Source organism: Roseburia rectibacter (assembly GCF_014287515.2).
Taxonomy (GTDB): Bacteria; Bacillota; Clostridia; order Lachnospirales; family Lachnospiraceae; genus Roseburia; species Roseburia rectibacter.
Genome location: NZ_CP092473.1, coordinates 595,143 through 615,825, shown reverse-complemented (window position 1 = coordinate 615,825; position 20,683 = coordinate 595,143). Strand labels below are relative to the sequence as shown.

General features: G+C 41.4%; 32 protein-coding genes. 1 reads left to right on the top strand and 31 read right to left on the bottom strand.

Going from position 1 to position 20,683, the window contains the following annotated elements:
- Nucleotides 1–55 precede the first annotated feature (55 nt).
- From rpsM to secA, 29 genes are all read right to left on the bottom strand, one after another.
- On the bottom strand, nucleotides 56–424 hold the full coding sequence (gene rpsM / locus H8S51_RS02970; RefSeq protein WP_015560096.1) for a 30S ribosomal protein S13: 369 nt from the start codon (nucleotides 422–424) through the stop codon (nucleotides 56–58).
- 346 nt (nucleotides 425–770) lie between these two features.
- Nucleotides 771–884, bottom strand: a complete 114-nt coding sequence (gene rpmJ, locus H8S51_RS02965; protein ID WP_003022746.1) for a 50S ribosomal protein L36 — start codon at nucleotides 882–884, stop codon at nucleotides 771–773.
- Nucleotides 885–1,040: 156 nt separating this feature from the next.
- Nucleotides 1,041–1,259, bottom strand: a complete 219-nt coding sequence (gene infA, locus H8S51_RS02960) for a translation initiation factor IF-1 (protein WP_006857846.1) — start codon at nucleotides 1,257–1,259, stop codon at nucleotides 1,041–1,043.
- Between the two features lie 18 nt (nucleotides 1,260–1,277).
- Complete coding sequence (locus tag H8S51_RS02955) at nucleotides 1,278–1,541, bottom strand: KOW domain-containing RNA-binding protein (protein ID WP_118210187.1); 264 nt, start codon at nucleotides 1,539–1,541, stop codon at nucleotides 1,278–1,280.
- 34 nt (nucleotides 1,542–1,575) lie between these two features.
- Nucleotides 1,576–2,373 carry a type I methionyl aminopeptidase gene (gene map / locus H8S51_RS02950; RefSeq protein ID WP_118210186.1) on the bottom strand — a complete coding sequence of 266 codons (798 nt, stop codon included), beginning with the start codon at nucleotides 2,371–2,373 and terminating at the stop codon, nucleotides 1,576–1,578.
- A gap of 13 nt (nucleotides 2,374–2,386) precedes the next feature.
- The gene (locus H8S51_RS02945; RefSeq protein ID WP_117920740.1) at nucleotides 2,387–3,031 is read right to left on the bottom strand and encodes an adenylate kinase; all 645 of its coding nucleotides are present in this window, start codon (nucleotides 3,029–3,031) and stop codon (nucleotides 2,387–2,389) included.
- A gap of 207 nt (nucleotides 3,032–3,238) precedes the next feature.
- Nucleotides 3,239–4,555, bottom strand: coding sequence for a preprotein translocase subunit SecY (gene secY / locus H8S51_RS02940; RefSeq protein ID WP_117920739.1), 1,317 nt, complete (start codon nucleotides 4,553–4,555; stop codon nucleotides 3,239–3,241).
- Complete coding sequence (gene rplO / locus H8S51_RS02935) at nucleotides 4,555–4,995, bottom strand: 50S ribosomal protein L15 (RefSeq protein ID WP_006857851.1); 441 nt, start codon at nucleotides 4,993–4,995, stop codon at nucleotides 4,555–4,557. The genes secY and rplO overlap by 1 nt, the downstream gene beginning before the upstream one ends.
- Nucleotides 4,996–5,019: 24 nt before the next feature.
- A complete protein-coding gene (gene rpmD / locus H8S51_RS02930) occupies nucleotides 5,020–5,205 on the bottom strand; it encodes a 50S ribosomal protein L30 (protein ID WP_006857852.1) in 186 nt (61 codons plus the stop codon).
- A gap of 14 nt (nucleotides 5,206–5,219) precedes the next feature.
- Nucleotides 5,220–5,729 (bottom strand): 30S ribosomal protein S5, encoded by a 510-nt coding sequence (gene rpsE, locus H8S51_RS02925; RefSeq protein ID WP_006857853.1) that lies wholly within the window; start codon nucleotides 5,727–5,729, stop codon nucleotides 5,220–5,222.
- Between the two features lie 18 nt (nucleotides 5,730–5,747).
- Nucleotides 5,748–6,116, bottom strand: a complete 369-nt coding sequence (rplR, locus tag H8S51_RS02920) for a 50S ribosomal protein L18 (protein WP_006857854.1) — start codon at nucleotides 6,114–6,116, stop codon at nucleotides 5,748–5,750.
- A gap of 18 nt (nucleotides 6,117–6,134) precedes the next feature.
- Nucleotides 6,135–6,674, bottom strand: a complete 540-nt coding sequence (rplF, locus tag H8S51_RS02915; protein ID WP_044999228.1) for a 50S ribosomal protein L6 — start codon at nucleotides 6,672–6,674, stop codon at nucleotides 6,135–6,137.
- Nucleotides 6,675–6,901: 227 nt separating this feature from the next.
- Complete coding sequence (gene rpsH / locus H8S51_RS02910; RefSeq protein WP_117920738.1) at nucleotides 6,902–7,303, bottom strand: 30S ribosomal protein S8; 402 nt, start codon at nucleotides 7,301–7,303, stop codon at nucleotides 6,902–6,904.
- A gap of 60 nt (nucleotides 7,304–7,363) precedes the next feature.
- Nucleotides 7,364–7,549, bottom strand: coding sequence for a type Z 30S ribosomal protein S14 (locus tag H8S51_RS02905; protein ID WP_006857856.1), 186 nt, complete (start codon nucleotides 7,547–7,549; stop codon nucleotides 7,364–7,366).
- Nucleotides 7,550–7,564: 15 nt separating this feature from the next.
- Nucleotides 7,565–8,104 carry a 50S ribosomal protein L5 gene (rplE, locus tag H8S51_RS02900; RefSeq protein WP_006857857.1) on the bottom strand — a complete coding sequence of 180 codons (540 nt, stop codon included), beginning with the start codon at nucleotides 8,102–8,104 and terminating at the stop codon, nucleotides 7,565–7,567.
- A gap of 22 nt (nucleotides 8,105–8,126) precedes the next feature.
- Nucleotides 8,127–8,438 carry a 50S ribosomal protein L24 gene (gene rplX, locus H8S51_RS02895; RefSeq protein ID WP_006857858.1) on the bottom strand — a complete coding sequence of 104 codons (312 nt, stop codon included), beginning with the start codon at nucleotides 8,436–8,438 and terminating at the stop codon, nucleotides 8,127–8,129.
- Between the two features lie 12 nt (nucleotides 8,439–8,450).
- Nucleotides 8,451–8,819: a 50S ribosomal protein L14 gene (gene rplN / locus H8S51_RS02890; RefSeq protein WP_006857859.1), complete on the bottom strand. Its 369-nt coding sequence runs from the start codon at nucleotides 8,817–8,819 to the stop codon at nucleotides 8,451–8,453.
- Nucleotides 8,820–8,837: 18 nt separating this feature from the next.
- Nucleotides 8,838–9,095 carry a 30S ribosomal protein S17 gene (rpsQ, locus tag H8S51_RS02885; protein WP_006857860.1) on the bottom strand — a complete coding sequence of 86 codons (258 nt, stop codon included), beginning with the start codon at nucleotides 9,093–9,095 and terminating at the stop codon, nucleotides 8,838–8,840.
- Nucleotides 9,096–9,121: 26 nt separating this feature from the next.
- Nucleotides 9,122–9,331, bottom strand: coding sequence for a 50S ribosomal protein L29 (gene rpmC / locus H8S51_RS02880; protein WP_006857861.1), 210 nt, complete (start codon nucleotides 9,329–9,331; stop codon nucleotides 9,122–9,124).
- Complete coding sequence (rplP, locus tag H8S51_RS02875) at nucleotides 9,321–9,758, bottom strand: 50S ribosomal protein L16 (protein WP_006857862.1); 438 nt, start codon at nucleotides 9,756–9,758, stop codon at nucleotides 9,321–9,323. Before rplP ends, rpmC begins: the two co-directional genes overlap by 11 nt.
- Nucleotides 9,758–10,414, bottom strand: a complete 657-nt coding sequence (rpsC, locus tag H8S51_RS02870; protein ID WP_015560094.1) for a 30S ribosomal protein S3 — start codon at nucleotides 10,412–10,414, stop codon at nucleotides 9,758–9,760. The genes rplP and rpsC overlap by 1 nt, the downstream gene beginning before the upstream one ends.
- Before the next feature lie 11 nt (nucleotides 10,415–10,425).
- Nucleotides 10,426–10,812: a 50S ribosomal protein L22 gene (gene rplV / locus H8S51_RS02865; RefSeq protein WP_006857864.1), complete on the bottom strand. Its 387-nt coding sequence runs from the start codon at nucleotides 10,810–10,812 to the stop codon at nucleotides 10,426–10,428.
- Between the two features lie 24 nt (nucleotides 10,813–10,836).
- Nucleotides 10,837–11,118, bottom strand: coding sequence for a 30S ribosomal protein S19 (rpsS, locus tag H8S51_RS02860; RefSeq protein WP_006857865.1), 282 nt, complete (start codon nucleotides 11,116–11,118; stop codon nucleotides 10,837–10,839).
- A 286-nt stretch (nucleotides 11,119–11,404) separates the two neighbouring features.
- A complete protein-coding gene (gene rplB, locus H8S51_RS02855; RefSeq protein WP_117920737.1) occupies nucleotides 11,405–12,250 on the bottom strand; it encodes a 50S ribosomal protein L2 in 846 nt (281 codons plus the stop codon).
- A gap of 66 nt (nucleotides 12,251–12,316) precedes the next feature.
- The gene (gene rplW / locus H8S51_RS02850) at nucleotides 12,317–12,616 is read right to left on the bottom strand and encodes a 50S ribosomal protein L23 (protein WP_006857866.1); all 300 of its coding nucleotides are present in this window, start codon (nucleotides 12,614–12,616) and stop codon (nucleotides 12,317–12,319) included.
- The gene (rplD, locus tag H8S51_RS02845; RefSeq protein WP_118210185.1) at nucleotides 12,616–13,236 is read right to left on the bottom strand and encodes a 50S ribosomal protein L4; all 621 of its coding nucleotides are present in this window, start codon (nucleotides 13,234–13,236) and stop codon (nucleotides 12,616–12,618) included. The genes rplW and rplD overlap by 1 nt, the downstream gene beginning before the upstream one ends.
- A 28-nt stretch (nucleotides 13,237–13,264) precedes the next feature.
- Nucleotides 13,265–13,948 (bottom strand): 50S ribosomal protein L3, encoded by a 684-nt coding sequence (gene rplC / locus H8S51_RS02840; RefSeq protein WP_117920735.1) that lies wholly within the window; start codon nucleotides 13,946–13,948, stop codon nucleotides 13,265–13,267.
- Nucleotides 13,949–14,133: 185 nt separating this feature from the next.
- Complete coding sequence (gene rpsJ, locus H8S51_RS02835) at nucleotides 14,134–14,451, bottom strand: 30S ribosomal protein S10 (RefSeq protein ID WP_015560093.1); 318 nt, start codon at nucleotides 14,449–14,451, stop codon at nucleotides 14,134–14,136.
- A 1,513-nt stretch (nucleotides 14,452–15,964) separates the two neighbouring features.
- Nucleotides 15,965–18,535: a preprotein translocase subunit SecA gene (gene secA / locus H8S51_RS02830; RefSeq protein WP_186900049.1), complete on the bottom strand. Its 2,571-nt coding sequence runs from the start codon at nucleotides 18,533–18,535 to the stop codon at nucleotides 15,965–15,967.
- A 313-nt stretch (nucleotides 18,536–18,848) separates the two neighbouring features.
- Between secA and H8S51_RS02825 the strand changes: the two genes are divergently transcribed.
- A complete protein-coding gene (locus tag H8S51_RS02825; protein WP_117920732.1) occupies nucleotides 18,849–19,109 on the top strand; it encodes a TIGR03905 family TSCPD domain-containing protein in 261 nt (86 codons plus the stop codon).
- A gap of 129 nt (nucleotides 19,110–19,238) precedes the next feature.
- Here the strand turns inward: H8S51_RS02825 and H8S51_RS02820 are convergent, their stop codons facing one another.
- Both H8S51_RS02820 and H8S51_RS02815 read right to left on the bottom strand, forming a co-directional pair.
- Nucleotides 19,239–19,823: a dipicolinate synthase subunit B gene (locus H8S51_RS02820; protein WP_117920731.1), complete on the bottom strand. Its 585-nt coding sequence runs from the start codon at nucleotides 19,821–19,823 to the stop codon at nucleotides 19,239–19,241.
- The gene (locus H8S51_RS02815; RefSeq protein ID WP_117920730.1) at nucleotides 19,823–20,674 is read right to left on the bottom strand and encodes a dipicolinate synthase subunit DpsA; all 852 of its coding nucleotides are present in this window, start codon (nucleotides 20,672–20,674) and stop codon (nucleotides 19,823–19,825) included. Before H8S51_RS02815 ends, H8S51_RS02820 begins: the two co-directional genes overlap by 1 nt.
- Between the last annotated feature and the right edge of the window lie 9 nt (nucleotides 20,675–20,683).

Sequence of the window (20,683 nt, the reverse complement as noted above, 5' to 3'; positions counted from 1 at the left end):
CCAGAATTATTTTTTCTTGTTAGCAACAGTTCTCTGAAGCGTACCTCAGGAAACTTTATTTTTTCTTATTTGCAACGGTACGCTTTGGACCTTTACGGGTTCTTGCGTTTGTCTTTGTCTTCTGTCCACGAACCGGAAGACCTTTTCTGTGACGGATTCCACGATAGCATCCGATCTCCTGAAGTCTCTTGATATTGAAAGCGATCTCTCTTCTTAAATCACCTTCTACTAACTGAGTCTCATCGATTACTGCGCTGATTCTCTTTACTTCATCGTCTGTTAAATCTCTGACACGAGTATCAGGATTTACGTTTGCTGCTGCAAGGATACGGCTAGAGCTTGTTCTACCAATTCCGTAGATGTATGTCAAACCGATCTCGATGCGTTTTTCTCTTGGTAAATCTACACCTGCAATACGAGCCATGTGCTTTTTAACCTCCATTAATTCATCCGATGCATTCTGCACCTGTTATATTGTTTCATTTCTCAAATCACCTGACGTTGTGACTTTATTTCAGAAAATCGTCTGAGACAGCTCCGTTGTCATTGGCCTGAAATGTGTGTCCCATCCGTCTTTCTTCTTATTTGGATATGTCCCTTTATGTCCTCGGTATGTAGACATAAAAAAGCAGCTATCCCGGCTGTCTGATTATGATAACAGTGTGAACAACCCTACCAGGCGTTCCACTGCAGCCGCACATAATTTGGCGGGTTTCTGCTCATTAAAATGCGCATATTACCCCATTGGCACAAATATGACAAGAACTAAATCAACCCTGTCTCTGTTTGTGTTTCGGATTCTCACAGATAATTCTGATGCTTCCTTTTCTCTTGATGACTTTGCATTTTTCGCAAATAGGTTTAACTGATGATCTTACCTTCACAGCAAATCCTCCTTTCTTAACAAGGCTCTTTTTTGTGTTGTTGCACTGAAATATGCACGCACAAAAAGGCACTATCCAAAAGTGTCCGTCTAACATTATAGCACGGACACTGTTTAGAAGTCAACTATTATTTTGTATAAGATCTGTAATAAAATCTTATTTGTCTCTCCAGATGATTCTTCCCTTAGTCAGGTCATATGGAGACATCTCGATGGTAACTTTATCCCCCGGTAAAATACGAATAAAGTTCATGCGAAGTTTTCCGCTGATGGTTGCTAAAATCTGATGTCCATTCTCTAACTCCACTTTAAAAAATGCGTTCGGGAGTTTCTCAACAACGGTTCCTTCTACTTCAATTACGTCTGCTTTTGACATTGAATAAATCCTCCTATTTTATGATTCCTGTCTGCCTTCATTTATACGGCAGTACTGTTTGATTGCTCTTTTTACTGTAAGATCTGATAAATTTTCATCCAGAATCTCCGTAACTTCTATCGGTAAATTTTTGATAATCTGAATATGCTTTGCATTTTTTTTCTTTGGCATATCCAGGGTACGGGTCGTTCCGTTTACCAGATATACAGATTTTTCATCTTTTTCTTTTATAAGATAAATCTGATTTCTGTCGTGTCCCGACTTGGATTTTGCAAATTCCATTTCTGAAATATCCTCCGGTTCTTTTCTCTATGCTTTACAGAATTGGATCATTACTCCAGATTCCTTCGGCGATTTCAGAATCCGTAAGTGATAATATTTCCGGTTTTCCCTCCCGGATCAGTATGGTATTTTCATAATGAGCCGAAAGATCCATATCCTCTGTCACTACGGTCCAGTCATCATCCATCCATACGACTCTCTCTGTTCCCAGATTTATCATGGGTTCCACCGCTAATGTCATTCCTGCTTTCAGCTTAATGCCCCTGCGGAATTTGCGGTAATTCGGGATCTCCGGGTCCTCATGCATATGTGTACCGATTCCATGTCCACATAAATCACGTACCACACCATAACCAAAACTCTCGGCATAATCACCGATCGCACCTGAAATATCATGCAGATGATTTCCTGCCACTGCATATTTCATTCCTTCAAAAAAGCTCTGTCTGGTACGTTCGATCAGAAGTCTTGCATCCTCAGTGATCTCGCCAACACCATGTGTCCTTGCGGCATCTGACTGATACCCTTTATAGATCACACCGGTATCAAGACTTACAATATCTCCCTCTTCAATGATTCTGTCTTTGCGCGGAATCCCGTGTACAACTTCTTCATTGATGGAGACACAGACGGATGCCGGATATCCCTGATAATTCTTAAAAGATGGTTCGCATCCAAAACTCCGAATCATTTCCTCCCCGATCCTGTCAATATCAAATGTCGACATTCCGGGTTTTAATTCTTTTTTTAATCCCTCATGCACCTTTGCAAGAATCTTTCCTGCCTGGCGCATCAGTTCTATTTCCTGGGAAGATTTTATTGTTACAGCCATTACTCCGGTTCCTCTACTCGCCTAAAATCGCAACGATATCTGCAAATACCTTTTCCATCGGCTGCGTACCGTCAACTGTTTTTAAGATACTCTGTTTCTTGTAATAATCGATCAATGGCTGGGTCTGCTCATGATATACTGTAAGTCTTTTCTGAACAGTCTCCGGTTTATCATCATCTCTTAAGACAACCGGCTGTCCGCATCTGTCACAGATTCCCTCTACCTTTGTTGGAATGGAAACAATGTGGTATGTAGCACCACAGTTTAAGCATGCGCGTCTTCCGCTCATACGATTTACGATGTTTTCATCCGGTACATCCACATCGATTGCATAATCCATTTTTTCATTGATCTTCTCAAGTGCAGCTGTAAGTGCTTCTGCCTGCGGAATAGTTCTTGGAAAACCATCAAGTATAAATCCATTCTCACAGTCATCCTGTCCGATTCTGTCCATAACAAGATCGCAGGTTAACTCATCCGGCACTAATAAACCCTGATCCATATACTGTTTTGCTTTCTTTCCAAGCTCGGTTCCATTCTTGATGTTTGCACGGAAAATATCACCGGTTGAAATATGCGGGATACGATATTTATCCGCAATCTGCTTCGCCTGTGTTCCTTTTCCTGCTCCCGGAGCTCCTAACATGATAATCTTCATAAAATTCTTCCTTCCTGCGTTGCTTTTTACGCATCTCAAGATTTGTGCGTAAGCACTAATCTTGCGTGTGAAAAATCTTATTTTTCACACTAATACCTCCATTGTCCAAAATACCTTCATCATACAAATATTGCTTATATAGGAAAGTAACGCTGAACTTTAAAAGCCCAGCGTTGCTCCTTTGCCAATCTGACTTACGCCGTCAGATTAATCATTTAAAAATCCTTTATAGTAACGAACACGCATCTGTGATTCGATCTGTTTTAATGTCTCAATGACAACACCTACAATAATGATGATAGATGTTCCACCAAATGATACATCGGCACCGAATACTCCGTTGAAGAAGATCGGAACGAATGCGATAAATGCAAGTGCTACTGCTCCTATAAATACAATGTAATTTAACATCCGATTCAGATAATCACTGGTTGGTTTACCAGGTCTGATACCCGGAATAAATCCGCCGGCTTTCTTCATATTATTAGCAATCTCTAATGGATTGAATGTAATTGAAGTATAGAAGTAAGCGAAAGCAATGATAAGTACGATGTATACCACCAATCCGATGGAATAAACCGGCTCATTCGGATTGCACCAGTTTGACTGGGACATTCCTTTTAAAATCTTGCTTCCGATACCGGTTCCGTTTCCTTTTCCAAGAAGACTTGCAATGATAACCGGTGTCTGCAACAAAGACTGTGCAAAGATAACCGGGATAACACCGCCGGTATTAACCTTTAACGGGATATATGTTGACTGACCGCCAACCTGTTTTCTTCCCTGAATCTTTTTGGAATACTGAACCGGGATTCTTCTCTCGCCGCCCTGTAAGAATACGACAAATACGACCATTGCAACAATGATTGCAATAATGATTACTGCCGCAAGAATTCCCTTAGGTATGGATTTTCCTGTGATGAACTGCTGATACAGTGTACCCATATCATTTGGAATACGGGAGATGATGTTAATAGTAAGTACGATAGAAATACCATTTCCAACACCTTTTTCTGTAATACGCTCACCAATCCACATTAATACTGCTGATCCTGCAGTTAATGTGAAAATAATCATAATAATTGTAAGAATACCATCACTCTGTAACATCTGGCCTCTCTTAAAGCTGATTGCCATTGCGATCGCTTCAATTAAAGCAAGAGCTACTGTAAGATATCTGGTAATCTCTGCAATCTTCTTACGTCCTTCTTCTCCGTCGCGCTGCATCTCTTCCAGTTTTGGAATTGCGATAGTGAGAAGCTGCATAATAATGGATGAAGTAATATACGGTGTAATGTTCAATGCAAAGATTGACATGTTATAGAATGATCCACCGGTAATTGCATCAAAAAATCCCATTCCATCTGCGGTCTGACTTGCAAACCAGTTTGAAAACAGTTCATTGTTAACACCAGGAATCGGAAGCTGGCTTCCGATCCTGATTACAACTAACATGAGAAATGTAAAAATAATTCTGTTTCGAATATCTTTAATCTTGAATGCATTACGGAGTGTTTCCAGCATTAGATCACCTCTGCTTTTCCACCAAGAGCCTCAATTTTTTCTTTTGCAGCTGCGCTGAATGCATTTGCCTGAACGGTGAGTTTCTTAGTAAGTTCGCCATTACCCAGAATCTTAACTCCATCTCTAGGATTTTTAACGATACCAGCCTCGATTAATGTCTCTACTGAAACAACGGAATCGTTCTCAAATGCCTCAAGGGCGGAAAGGTTGATTCCGATGATTGTCTTAGAGTTTCTGCATTTGAAACCTCTCTTTGGCAATCTTCTGTATAACGGCATCTGACCACCTTCAAAACCTGGTCTCGGAGCTCCGGAACGAGCTTTCTGTCCCTTGTGTCCCTTACCAGCAGTCTTACCGTTTCCTGAACCGTGTCCACGTCCTCTTCTGAAATTATCGCTATGTGCAGAACCTGCTGCTGCCTGTAAATTGGATAAGTCCATTACTGACACCTCCTTATCTTATTATTAGATCTCTTCTACCTTTACATAAGGTGCTACTTTACGAAGTGCACCTGCTGTTGCTGCGTTATCTGGCAGCTCAACAGTTTTATATAACTTATTCAGTCCAAGTGCTTCGATTGTTTTTTTGTTCTTCGGAACAGCACCGATTGTAGATTTTACAAGTGTTACTTTTAATTTCTTATCTGCCATCTTAAAACTCCTCCTTAACCTACAATCTCTTCAACTGATTTTCCACGAAGTTTTGCAACTTCTTCCGGGGATTTTAACTGACTTAAAGCATTGATTGTTGCAAGAACAACATTCTGCTTGTTGTTAGATCCCAGAGATTTTGTACGGATATTTTTAATACCAGCCAGCTCACATACGTTACGAGCAGGACCACCGGCGATGATACCAGTACCTTCTGGAGATTTCTTTAATAATACAGATGCACCTGTATGTTTTCCGGTAACATCATGTGTAACACTGCCAACCTCATCTAATTTTACAGTGATGAGTTTCTTCATAGCATCTTCTTTTCCTTTACGGATTGCTTCCGGAATCTCGGATGCTTTTCCTAAGCCAGCACCAACATGGCCATTGCCGTCGCCGACAACAACTAAAGCTGTAAAACGGAAGTTACGTCCACCTTTAACAACTTTTGTTACACGTTTAATTGATACCACTTTTTCGTTTAATTCTAATTGACTAGCATCAATGATTTCACGTTTCATGTTTTGCGTTTCCTCCTATTAAAAGTCTAAACCAGCTTCTCTTGCTGCTTCGGCTAATGCCTTTACTTTACCTGCATATATAAAGCCGCCTCTATCAAAGACAACCGTTGAAATACCCTTGTCTAAAGCTTTCTTTGCAATAACAGTACCAAGCTTAGCTGCTGCTTCGACGTTATTGGTCTTCTCTAACTCTGCTTTTACATCCTTATCAAGTGTAGATGCAGAAACAAGTGTATTTCCAACTGTATCGTCAATAATCTGAGCGTACATATGATTATTACTTCTGAAAACAGCCAGACGTGGTCTCATCGCTGTACCTGCAAGATGATGACGCATTCTTCTATGTTTGTTTTCGCGAACTGCTGTTCTTGATTTCTTACTAACCATTTTTCGTCACTCCTTTAATTATTTCTTACCAGTCTTACCAACTTTACGTCTAATAACTTCATCAGCATATTTGATACCTTTTCCTTTGTAAGGCTCAGGTCTTCTCTTATCTCTGATTTCAGCTGCGTATTGGCCAACTTTTTCTTTATCGATACCAGATACAATGATTTTATTTCCATCAACTTTGGACTCAAGTCCTTCCGGATCTTCCATCTCAACCGGATGAGAATATCCTAAGTTCAGTGTGAGCACTTTACCAGCTTTAGAAGCTCTGTAACCAACACCGTTAACCTCGAGTTCCTTGGTATATCCATTGGTAACACCAACAACCATGTTGTTGATCAGTGTTCTTGTTAATCCGTGTAAGGATTTCATTTTTTTCAAATCGTTAGGTCTTGTAACGATGATCTCGTCACCCTCTAATTTGATGTCCATCTCAGATGGAAGGGTTCTTTCCAGAGTTCCCTTAGGACCTTTTACAGTCACATGATTATTTTCTGCAATATCCACTGTAACACCAGCCGGAACTGCGATTGGCATTCTTCCTATACGTGACATGCCCGTACCTCCTAAATTTTTTTGTGACAACAGATCGCATGACCTGCCATCGTGAATGTATAATTGCGGCTTACGCCGTAGTTACCTGATTCTTTAAGAACCTTCTCTCCCAGGTTGCAATAACCCGGAAGAAATGAAAGTTTTAAATAACATTGTATGAAAGGCTTAAAATATACCGAAAGAACCGAAGGTTCTTTCAATTTTGTCCGTCCAATGGCGGGCAAAATTTACCATACGAATGCTAATACTTCGCCACCAACCTGAAGCTTTCTAGCCTCTTTATCAGTTACGATACCCTGGTTGGTAGAAAGGATTGCGATACCTAAACCGCCAAGTACTCTAGGAAGCTCATCCTTGCCTGCGTATACACGAAGACCTGGTTTAGAGATTCTCTTAAGTCCTGTGATAATCTTTTCATTCTTATCTGCACCATATTTTAATGTGATGCGGATTGTTTTGAAGTTACCATCTTCAACGATATCATATTTTTCGATATATCCTTCATCTACAAGAATATCTGCGATTGCGATTTTCATTTTAGATGCCGGAACATCAACTGTATCATGTTTAGCAGTGTTTGCGTTACGGATTCTTGTAAGCATATCTGCGATTGGATCACTTGTTGTCATGATGTATATTTCCTCCTTTATTAAGTTACTGTGCCGTACATGCCGGACACAGCCGTCTGATTACCAGCTTGCTTTCTTAACGCCTGGTATCTGGCCTTTGTATGCTAATTCACGGAAACATACTCTGCAGATTCCGTATTTTCTTAAAACAGAATGTGGACGTCCACAAATTTTGCAACGTGTGTAAGCTCTGGTAGAGAACTTTGGTTTACGCTGCTGTTTTACTTTCATAGATGTTTTAGCCATTAAAATTCCCTCCTATTATTTGGCGAACGGCATATTGAACAATGTCAATAACTCACGAGCTTCTTCGTCTGTTTTTGCAGTGGTAACGAAAATGATATCCATACCACGAACTTTATCAACTTTATCATACTCGATTTCCGGGAAGATTAACTGCTCTTTGATACCAAGGGCATAGTTTCCACGACCGTCAAATGCATTCGGGTTAACACCTCTGAAGTCACGTACACGTGGTAATGCAAGGTTAATTAAACGATCCATAAACTCGTACATTTTCTCGCCACGCAGTGTTGTTTTACATCCGATTGCCATTCCTTCTCTGATCTTGAAGTTTGCAATTGCGTTTTTAGCTTTTGTAGGAACTGCTTTCTGACCTGTGATAGTCTCCATGTCTTTGATTGCAGCCTCTAATAATTTTGCGTTCTCTTTTGCTTCGCCAACGCCCATGTTTACAACGATCTTATCGAGCTTCGGCACTTCCATGATATTTTTATATCCAAATTTTTTGATCATAGCATCTACGATCTCATTCTGGTACTGTTCTTTAAGTCTGCTCAACTGTTTTGCCTCCTCTCTTTAATTAATCGATCACTTCGCCTGTTTTCTTTGCGAAACGTACTTTTTTATCTCCATCCATCTTGAAACCTACGCGGGTAGCTGTTCCTTTGTGAAGATACATAACGTTTGAAATGTCAACAGGTCCCTCCTGATGGATGATACCACCCTGCTGATTAGCCATGCTTGGTTTTGCATGTTTCGTCACCATGTTGATACCCTCTACCAGAACGGTATTGTTCTTTGTATTTACAGCAATAACTTTGCCTTCTTTGTCTTTATCTTTACCAGCGATCACTTTGACCATATCGCCTTTTTTAATTTTCATGGTTGCCATATCCTGGTCCTCCTACAATACTTCCGGAGCTAAGGAAACAATTTTCATGAACTGTTTCTCACGAAGCTCTCTTGCTACTGGTCCAAAAATACGTGTTCCTCTTGGAGTTTTGTCATCTTTAATAATAACTGCTGCGTTTTCATCAAATTTGATATAAGAACCGTCTTTACGACGTGCACCTTTTACTGAACGAACAACTACAGCTTTTACGACATCACCTTTTTTAACAACACCGCCTGGTGTTGCCTCTTTGACCGTAGCAACTACTACATCACCAATATTCGCATATCTTCTAGTAGATCCACCCATAACACGAATAACGAGTAACTCTCTTGCTCCTGTGTTATCGGCTACCTTAAGTCTACTTTCCTGTTGTACCATGCTTGTAGCCTCCTTTAATTATTTTGCTCTTTCCATGATTTCTACAAGTCTCCATCTCTTATCTTTCGATAATGGTCTTGTCTCCATAACTTTTACTTTATCACCGATCTTACATTCGTTATTCTCGTCATGAGCTTTTAATTTGTATGTTTTCTTAACGATCTTGTTGTAAAGAGGATGTCTTACGTTATCCTGGATTGCAACAGTGATTGTTTTATCCATCTTGTCGCTTACAACAATACCAACACGTGTTTTTCTAAGATTTCTTTCTTCCACGACCGATTAATCTCCTTTCTGGAATCCTACTGCGCAACTTTTTCTTTCTCAGTAATGATTGTCTGAATTCTTGCAATATTCTTTCTTACTTCTTTGATTCTGCTTGTGTTGTCCAGCTGATTCGTTGCGTTCTGGAATCTCAAATTGAAAAGTTCTTTTTTAGCTTCTACTAACTGCGCATTTAAGTCTGTTACAGACTGGCCTTTTAATTCTTCTAAATATTTACTAGTTTTCATTTGATACACCGCCTTCTAAATCTGCACGTGAAACTACTTTACATTTGCAAGGTAATTTGTGTGTAGCAAGACGTAACGCTTCTTTCGCAACGTCTTCCGGAACACCGGAGATTTCAAATAATACACGACCTGGTTTCACAACGGCTACCCAGTACTCTGGAGCACCCTTTCCTTTACCCATACGAACACCCATAGGTTTATGAGTAATTGGTTTCTCTGGGAAAATTTTGATCCAAACTTTACCACCACGTTTGATATATCTTGTCATCGCAACACGGGCTGCCTCGATCTGGTTTGCTTTGATCCAGCATGGCTCAGTTGAAATAATACCATACTCACCATAAGTGATCGTATTACCTCTTGTAGCCTTTCCGCTCATAGAGCCACGGAACTGTTTACGATGTTTTACTCTTTTTGGCATTAACATTACTGTACTCCTCCTTCCTTATTAGCTCTTGTAGGAAGTACCTCGCCTTTGTAGATCCAAACCTTAACACCAACTTTACCGTAGGTTGTATCTGCTTCAGCGAATCCATAATCAATATCAGCTCTTAATGTCTGAAGCGGAATAGTTCCCTCAGAGTAGAACTCTGTACGAGCCATATCAGCACCGCCAAGACGTCCGGAACAGGATGTTTTGATTCCCTTTGCTCCTGATTTCATGGTTCTTCCCATGCAGGATTTCATTGCTCTACGGAAAGAAACACGGTTTTCTAACTGTAATGCAATGTTCTCAGCTACTAACTGAGCATCACGATCCGGTCTTTTAACTTCTTTGATATCAACAACTAATTTCTTATCTGTGAATTTCTGAACTTCGCCTTTGATCTTCTCGATCTCAGCTCCGCCTTTTCCGATTACTACACCCGGTTTAGCTGTGTAGATGATAACTTTCACACGGTCAGATGCTCTCTCGATCTCGATCTTAGAAACACCTGCTGCATATAATTTCTTTTTCAGATATGTTCTGATATTGTAATCTTCTACTAAGAAATCTGCAAAATCTGCTTCCGCATACCATTTAGAGTCCCAGTCTTTGATAACGCCGACTCTTAAGCCATGTGGATTAACTTTCTGTCCCATATTTGACCTCCTTATTTCTCGTCAAGCACGATTGTGATGTGGCTCATTCTCTTTTCGATTCTGTAAGCTCTACCCTGTGCTCTCGGTCTGATTCTCTTCATTGTCGGTCCTTTATTTGCGTAGCACTCTGCAACATAAAGGTTTTCTGCTTTCATTCCATTGTTGTTTTCAGCGTTTGCGATTGCTGACTCTAATAATTTCTTTACTAAGCTTGAAGCATATCTCGGATTGTATGTTACGATAGCTAATGCTGTCTGAACATCCTTTCCACGGATTGCATCTAATACGAAACAAGCTTTCTGAACAGACACTCTTGCGTAAGATAACTTAGCGGAAGGTCTGGTATCTTTTACTTCATTTCTTTCTCTTTTAATCTGACTTCTATGTCCCTTAGCCATGGATGAAACCTCCTTTCAAATATCTTATCTAACGCCTGATTTCTTTTCGTCTTTTCCATGTCCTCTGTAAGTTCTTGTTGCAACGAACTCACCAAGTTTATGTCCAACCATATCTTCTGTTACATATACAGGTACATGTTTTCTTCCGTCATGAACAGCGATGGTATGACCAACGAACTGAGGGAAGATTGTAGAACGACGTGACCATGTCTTAATAACAGATTTGTCACCAGATGCATTCATAGCGTCTACTTTTTTCAGCAGGCTGGCATCAGCGAATGGTCCTTTTTTTAATGAACGAGCCATAATTTACCTCCTATTTTGTCAGTCCCCTTTACACACTGCCGTGTGTTTCCTCGGACTCCGAACATCTTGTTTATTATATCAGAGATTACCGGAAGAAGCAAGCAAAACTTCTCCCGGTTTTCTAATTTTTTATTATTTTTTCAAAGACCGGAAGAAACAGTTTCTGCTCCTCATCCAGTCACCGTTGCAATTTCAAAAAACATATCTGTTTTTATTAGTCATTGCCACGAACCGGAAGAAGCGCTTTCTGCTTCTTCCAAGCCTTAAAATAATAAGCCCCAGCTTATTATTTTAAGGCTTTACCATCTCTACGTCTTACGATTAACTTGTTAGAAGCTTTATTCTTCTTTCTAGTCTTAAGACCAAGAGCAGGTTTACCCCAAGGAGTACATGGACCCGGACGTCCGATCGGAGCACGTCCTTCACCACCTCCGTGTGGATGGTCATTCGGGTTCATAACAGAACCACGAACTGTCGGGCGAACACCCATGTGACGTTTACGTCCTGCTTTACCGATGTTAACTAAGTTGTGATCACCGTTTCCGATAACACCGATTGTTGCACGGCATTTTAAAGGTACCATACGCATTTCGCCTGAAGGAAGACGAAGTGTTGCATATTTTCCTTCTTTAGCCATTAACTGAGCGCTCATACCAGCGGAACGAACTAACTGTCCGCCCTTACCCGGATATAACTCGATGTTGTGTACCTGGGTACCAACCGGGATATTCTCAAGTGGTAAGCAGTTACCAACACGAACTTCTGCAGTTGCACCGCTCATAACTGTCATGCCGTCTGTTAAACCAGCCGGAGCAAGGATATATGCTTTCTCGCCATCTGCGTAGCAGATCAAAGCGATGTTAGCTGTTCTGTTCGGATCGTACTCGATTCCGACTACTTTAGCCGGGATTCCGTCTTTACCGTTTCTCTTGAAATCGATAACTCTGTATTTTCTTCTGTTTCCACCGCCATGGTGTCTTACAGTGATTTTACCCTGATTGTTACGACCAGCGTTCTTCTTTAAAGAAGTTACCAGTGATTTTTCCGGAGTTGTTTTTGTGATCTCGGAGAAATCAGAGCCAGTCATATTTCTTCTGGAAGGTGTATATGGGTTATATGTCTTAATTCCCATTGTTGTTCTCCTTTCGATGTTTGTTATCGCGCATCGCTGCGCTTAGTTTGCTATCTAAAATTTATCTTACAGTCCAGCAAAGATCTCGATATCTTTGCTGTCTTCTGTTAACTGAACGATAGCTTTCTTTGTCTTAGCAGTTTTTCCATAAACCATGCCACGTCTTTTGTTCTTTCCATCCATGTTCATGGTGTTAACGCTGGCAACTTTTGTGCCCTCGAACATTTTCTCAACTGCTTCTTTGATCATGGTCTTATTTGCTTCCGGATGAACTAAGAAAGTATATTTCTTCTCAGCCATAGCTGCCATGGATTTCTCGGTAATAACCGGTTTGAGGATTACATCATAATACTGTACGTTTGCCATTATGCATACACCTCCTCGATAGTCTTAACAGCGTCTTTTGTTACAACAACTGTATCATATTTTAATACATCAAATACGTTTAACTCGTTTGTCTGAGCAGTTTTAACAGTCGGAACGTTGCTTGCAGATTTGATCACGTTTGCATCCATATCGTTTAATACAACTAATGCTTTCTCAACTTTTAAGTTGTTCAGAACCTGAACGAAGTTCTTTGTCTTAATGGAGTCAAGTTTTAACTCATCAACAACGATGAACTTGCTCTCATTTACTCTGGATGTGAGTGCAGATTTTAATGCTGCTCTCTTCTCTTTTTTGTTTAATTTGAAAGAGTAGTCTCTTGGTACCGGAGCAAATACAACTCCACCATGAGTCCACTGTGGAGCTCTTGTTGAACCCTGTCTTGCATGACCGGTTCCTTTCTGTCTCCATGGTTTTCTACCACCACCGCGAACTTCAGAACGTGTTTTTGCTTTCTGAGTTCCCTGACGGTTATTTGCAAGCTGCTGAAGTACTGCCATGTGTACAAGATGCTCGTTAACTTCTACTCCGAAAACAGCATCGTTTAACTCCAGGCTTCCTACTTCTTTGCCTTCCATATTATAAACAGCTACGTTAGCCATTGTTGTTTCCTCCTTTCCTATCTAAGCACTATTTACCTGCTTTTACAGTTTCTTTGATTGTTACCATGCATTTCTTAGCGCCTGGTACAGCACCTTTAACTAAGAGCAGGTTGTTCTCAGCGTCAACTCTTACAACTTCAAGATTCTGTGTTGTAACTTTTACGCTTCCCATATGTCCAGGCATTCCTTTTCCTTTGAATACACGGCTCGGTGAAGAACATGCACCGTTAGAACCCTGATGACGATGGAATTTAGAACCATGAGCCATAGGACCTCTATGCTGTCCTAATCTCTTGATAGCGCCCTGGAAACCTTTACCTTTGGAAATTGCAGTAGCGTCGATCTTGTCGCCCTCTGCAAAAATATCAGCTTTGATAACATCTCCAAGTTTGTACTCGTCTGCGTTCTCAAATTTGAACTCTCTGACATATCTCTTTCCGGATACACCAGCTTTTGCAAAGTGTCCCATCTGAGCTTTGTTTACGCCATGTCTGTTTCTGATTTCTTTCTTACCATTTGCATCTTTGCTGACAACTTTTTCTTTCTTGTCTGCAAATGCAACCTGAACTGCGCTGTATCCGTCGTTCTCTACAGTTTTGATCTGTGTTACGGAGCAAGGACCAGCTTCCAATACAGTAACCGGCACTAATACGCCGTCTGCGTTGAAGATTTGAGTCATTCCGACTTTTGTTGCTAAAATCGCTTTCTTCATTCTTTTACCTCCTGTTTACTCTACAGCGGAACGCTTCATGCCCATCGATGTGGGGTAGCGGAACCGTTCATCCTAGAAAGTCCATATAAGTGGATGTGGAAAACCACATAGAATGGAGGCTGATGCCGAACATTCTTTGCTTCTATATAAAACCCTTCAGGATATTAACAAATTTGTTTGAAGAATTATTTGTTCTTCATTTTGATATCGATGTATACACCAGCCGGCATCTCTAAACGAGATAAAGCATCAACTGTTTTCTGAGTTGGTGTTACGATATCGATCAGTCTTTTATGAGTTCTCTGCTCGAACTGCTCGCGGGAATCCTTATATTTGTGAGTAGCTCTTAAGATAGTAACTACTTCCTTCTTAGTAGGAAGAGGTACCGGTCCGCTCACCTGTGATCCGTTCTTCTTTACAGTCTCGATGATTTTTTTTGCTGATGAATCTACTAATTCGTGATCATAAGCTTTTAATGTGATTCTCATTACTTGACTTGCCATAAAAAAAGTCGCCTCCTTTTCGCACTTTTGCAAGCGATAAACTCGCTTTGGTACGACAAGCGGTGACTGCACACATTCCCGTGCGTATCATGAGCTTTTACCCATAAAAAGAAACTTCTTTGCACCATCGAATGCTTAAAGTTCTTCTGACAGCCTTCCGGTCTGCCCGCACGTTGTTTCTACTTTGTAGATGTTACTCGTATACAGTGACTTGTCGCCAGTTTCCTAACTTGACATTCGCTCCACGGAAAACCTGCCATATCGGCAGCAACCTCACGCTTCTACGCTATCAATGTCACAGCAATGCTTAGTATACACGATGATCTGCAGAAATGCAAGTACTTTTTTCACTTTTTGTGTTTCTTCTATTATAGAAGATACTCATCAAATGATGGTTTGTTTATGAAATAAATCGCCCGTCCAAATGGTGAGTCGTAGGTTTGTGAATGGCATCTTGCGCAAAGCCGGAGTTAATTTTGGTTCCGTTGTACGAAAATAAGAAAAGTCTAAGTGTGTCTGAGTTAGATTTTTTCGGAGTGACGTGAACGGCAACAACGAGTCATCCATGACTCGATGCTGCCTTGTTCTGCCATCCGTGGCAGAACATCACTGTGTATCTACAGACACACTAAGATTTTCTAATTTTCTCCCAAAGTCACAAAATCAGCTTCGGCTTTGCGCAAGATGCCAGCATCCAGGTTATGAAACACCATTTGGGTGGGCGGTTCATCTCAAAACTGGGGGCGTAGGTGCAAATTTTTGATATTCGCTTGAATGAAAATATGCTTAAAATGCTAATGTGCTGTATCATTGATATTCAGCTTAATGACTTCCCAGAATTTTTATATGCTACATTGTATTACATGAATTATTTCGTAAAATGCCAGACCAAATAACACAGAATATTTTTTTCAAATGTGTATGGCAATAAACATAGGCATAACGGGATACATTGAGGTTTTTCCAGTATTATCAAACCAATAATAATCTATTAAACATAGTTATTTGGAAATATTTTTTTATCAGATTCAGACACAAAACACTAAAAATTTACACCCGCCAAAGTTGCAAAATGAGTTCCCCGGCGAAGGGTGGTTCACAACTTAGTGGCTGGCAAATCGCATCAAGCCGGGATCCGTTTTGTGACTTTGGGAGAAAATTAGAAAGTCTTAGTATGCCTGTTCACAATACAGTGTTGTGCTGCCATGGACGGCAGCACAAGTCCTAATGTGCCCGGATGGCGCATTTAGGACGCACACGTCACTCCGCCACAATATAAATCAGGCATACTTAGACTTTCTTATTTTCGTACAACGGAACAAAACGAGTCCCGGCTTGATGCAATTTGCCAATCGTAACCCCCCGGAACCACCCTACACGAGGAAACTCATGTCACCCACAAACCACAATTTAGCGAACCCCCCGTCTGCTAAGCAGCTCATCCTATAAAGTAAAAAGCGCCACATCTATGAATCACTCCATAAACATAACGCTTTTTTATTATTTTTTAATTTTATGCCATTCTTCCACAGCACTGTTTGTATTTTTTACCGGAACCACATGGGCACGGATCATTTGGGTATACTTTAGCAGCCGCACGTTTCTTTGGTGTATTGGTTGCCGTTTCATCCTTATTAGTACCGGTTACTTTCGCAACCTGCTCGCGCTCTACCTTCTGCTCGATCTTGACATGGTACAGCAGACGGACTGTATCTTCCTGAATGTTGGCGATCATATCGTCAAACATATCAAATCCTGCCATCTTGTATTCAACCAGCGGATCTCTCTGTCCATATGCCTGTAAGCCGATACCCTGACGAAGCTGATCCATATCATCAATATGATCCATCCACTTGCGGTCGATGACTTTCAACAGTACTACACGCTCTAATTCACGGAACTGCTCCGGCTCCGAGAATTCTGTCTCTTTTGCCTCATACAGTTTCACTGCACGCTCTTTTAAGAGATGTTTTAATTCTTTGTTGTTCTTAACACTGTCCACATCAGCAGCATTTACAGGCTCTAATGGGATAATATCTGTCAGAAGCTGATTTAACTCGTTTAAATCCCACTCTTCTTTCGGCAGCTCAGAAGAAATGCAGGTATCCACACAGCTCTCAACACGGTCTGTGATCATCTTGAAAATCACATCACGCATGTTCTCTCCGTTTAATACACGCATACGCTCTGCATAAATGATCTCTCTCTGATCATTCATAACCTGATCATACTCAAGAAGATTCTTACGGATACCAAAGTTGTTACCCTCAATCTTTGTCTGCGCTTTCTCGATCGCAGAGGTTAACATCTTATGCTGGATCTGTTCATTTTCAGGAACACCCAGTGTATTAAAGATATCCATCAGCTTTTCTGAACCGAACAGACGCATCAGATCATCTTCCAGGGAAATGAAGAACTGGGATTCACCCGGATCTCCCTGACGTCCGGAACGTCCACGCAGCTGATTATCAATACGTCTTGACTCATGGCGCTCTGTACCAATAACTTTTAATCCGCCAGCCTCTTTTGCATCATCATCCAGTTTAATATCCGTACCACGACCAGCCATATTTGTAGCGATCGTTACCGCACCGTGCTGTCCTGCTGCGGCTACGATTTCAGCCTCAAGTTCATGGAACTTCGCATTCAAAACAGTATGTGGGATTCCCTCTCTCTTTAACATCGCACTGATCGTCTCAGATACATCGATCGTGATCGTACCAACCAGTACCGGCTGTCCCTTTGCGTGGGCAGCTTTTACTTCCTCGACAACTGCATGATATTTTTCTTTCTTTGTCTTATAAACAGCATCCTGTTTGTCCACACGGATGACCGGTCTGTTGGTCGGGATCTCGATAACATCCATGCCATAGATATCACGGAACTCTTTTTCCTCAGTCAGTGCCGTACCTGTCATACCGGATTTTTTGTCAAATTTATTAAAGAAGTTCTGGAACGTGATCGTTGCAAGAGTCTTGCTCTCACGTTTTACTTTTACATGCTCTTTTGCCTCGATTGCCTGATGCAGACCATCCGAGTAACGGCGTCCCGGCATGATACGTCCGGTAAACTCATCAACGATCAGTACCTCATCATCTTTTACAACGTAATCCTGATCGCGGAACATCAGGTTGTGTGCACGCAGCGCAAGAATCACATTGTGCTGGATCTCAAGATTTTCTGCATCTGCAAGGTTACCGATCTTGAAGAACTGCTCAACTTTTTTCACACCCTCCTGTGTCAGGCTGACAACCTTGTCCTTCTCATTGACAAGGAAATCACCTGTTTCTTCCTGCTCGATACCCATAATAGCATCCATCTTGGAATACTCCGGTACATCCTCGCCACGTTTCATCTGCTGTGCTAAGATGTCACAAGCCTCATAAAGACGGGTGGATTTGCCGCTCTGTCCGGAAATGATAAGCGGTGTACGTGCCTCGTCGATCAATACGGAATCGACCTCATCGATGATCGCATAATGAAGACCTCTCTGAACAAGCTGTTCCTTATAAATAACCATGTTGTCTCTCAGATAATCAAATCCGAGCTCATTGTTTGTTACATAGGTGATATCGCAGTTATATGCCTCACGGCGCTCATCATTGGTCATGGAGTTTAAAACTACTCCGACTTTTAAGCCAAGGAACTCATGAATCTGTCCCATCCACTCAGAGTCACGCTTTGCAAGGTAATCGTTAACTGTTACGATGCACACACCCTTGCCCTCTAAGGCGTTCAAGTATGCAGGAAGCGTAGAAACAAGTGTCTTACCTTCACCAGTCTTCATCTCTGCGATACGACCCTGATGTAAGATAATACCACCAATGATCTGTACACGGTAGTGTTCCATTCCAAGTACACGCTTTGCTGCTTCACGGACAGTTGCATATGCCTCCGGAAGAAGATCATCAAGTGTCTCTCCTTTTTCCAGTCTCTCTTTATATTCTTTCGTCTTGTCTCTTAATTCTTCATCGGACAGCGCTCCCATAGCGTCACGGTATGACTCCACTTTATCAACGAGTGGATAAATTCTTTTTAACTCGCGTTCGCTGTGCGTTCCGAATAACTTTGTAAATGCGCTCATAAAAACTCCTATTCCTGGCTATTTCTCAAATTTGCAAGTCCTTTTGCAGGCTAAACCTTGCACAATATTGTCATTGTAACACTTTTCCCGTATTACCACAACCAAAATAGGGGTAAACGTTTTGTGAATTTTTTATTAACGTAAGAAAGAATCCTGCCTGAAGGGCTTTTTTATGTAAGCGGGAATTTCAACGAATTTTCCGCTTACATAAAAAAGTCCTTGCACTGCTGCACACTTGTGTTTATACTCTTACTGAATCGCAGTTTCTGCGACGGCACACAGACTATGATCTATAACAAAGGAGGAATCTGATATGACTTATTCTTATAAAACAAAAGGAACCTGCTCCACACAGATCGACTTAGAACTTGATGGAAATGTTGTCCACAACGTAAAGTTTACCGGAGGATGCAACGGTAATCTGCAGGCAATCCCAAAATTAGTGGAAGGTCTTACCGTTGAACAGGTAGAAGAAAAAATCGGCGGCATCCGCTGTGGCGGACGTCCTACTTCCTGTGGCGACCAGCTTGCAAAAGCATGCCGTGAGGCATTAGAGGCATCCAAAAACGCATAAGACCTCCGATATACCTTTCTGTTATCTGGTATGAATATAAGAGAATGCCACAAATATTCTATAGTCATGAATAAGCTGGCACTTTTATGATGAAACAACTCATAAATGTGCCAGTTTTTTTATATTCTTTTACGGCTCCTGCAGCACCGGCTGGATCTGTCTGCCCTGCAATGCCGCCTCAATTGTTTCCGGAAGCAGTTCCATCTTCGCAACCATGGAATTTGGTTTGCTCTTATAATTATCCTGTCCAAACGGCACAAAATAAATATTTTTCATATTCATCAACATACCGATATTTTTAAAACCTGCTCCAAGGGCATCATTTGTGGAAATCGCAATGACAAGCGGTTTTCCGTTCCGCATATGTGCCTTTGCCGCCATCAGTACCGGTGTATCAATGATTCCTCCGGTCAGTTTTGCTGCGGTATTGCCGGTACAGGGTGCGATCACCATAATATCGAGAAAATTGTTCGGTCCGATCGGCTCTGCGGCACAGATAGAGCGTATCCCTTCATTTCCGGTAATCTCACATATTTCTTCCACATATTCTTTTGCACTTCCAAATCTGGTATCACAGGTCTGTGCCTGAAATGAGAAAATCGGGATCACATTTGCTCCCATCCCGCAAAGAAACTCCACCTCTTTTTTCGCTTTTGCAAATGTACAGAAGGAACCTGTGATCCCAAAACCAATATTATATTTATCAAAATCCATCAAATCTTTTCCCCCTGTTTTTGCTGTAAAATAAAACGTTCCACAGAACGCTCTAATATATATGCACTCTCTTTTGGCGCATATTTTCCTGGGATTCCAAGCACATGATCTGCATGGATACCATATTCCCTTGCACAAGCAAAATCCGTGCCGCCCTCCCCCGATGCAATATCCACAATATAAGCATCTCTTGGAAGTTCTTTTATGATCTTTTCTGTGATGACAAGCGCCGGAACCGTATTGACAACCATTGCAGCTCCCATTGCCTCCTCCGGCCCAAATGCAAAATCTACCGCATAGAAACCATCTTCTTTTGCTGCCTTTCGTACTTCCCTCCTTCTTGCAAGCACCGTCACACGCGCTCTGAGTGCTCCTAGTCTTTTCGCGATCGCCTTTCCGCAATATCCGTACCCGGTCACAAGCACTTTTGCCTCATCAATATTATACGGACTTTTTTCCACCAGTTGTGCGATCGTTCCCTCTGCTGTTGCCACGGCATTCTCCTCTGTCACAACTGTATCTTCCATAAAATCCAGAAAATGAATATCTCTTCCTGTTAATAGCGCTCTCTGCTCTTTCGAAAAACATCCTCCCATCACAAGTGTTTTCTTTTGCAGATTTTTATTTAATATATCATAAAAAAGTTCCTGTTCCGGTACCTTCTGCACCGGGATTGGAAGAATCAGTACATCTGCCTTATCCAGAAAACGTTTCAGCTTCTCTAACTGCTGCAATGCCGTCTCACGATTTCTGATATCAAGGCAGCGCACGTTATAACCCTTTTTTGTCAATATCTCAGCAAGATAAACCTGACGCATATCACTGATCAGAAGAATTGTCTGTCCGTCCATGCAAACTCC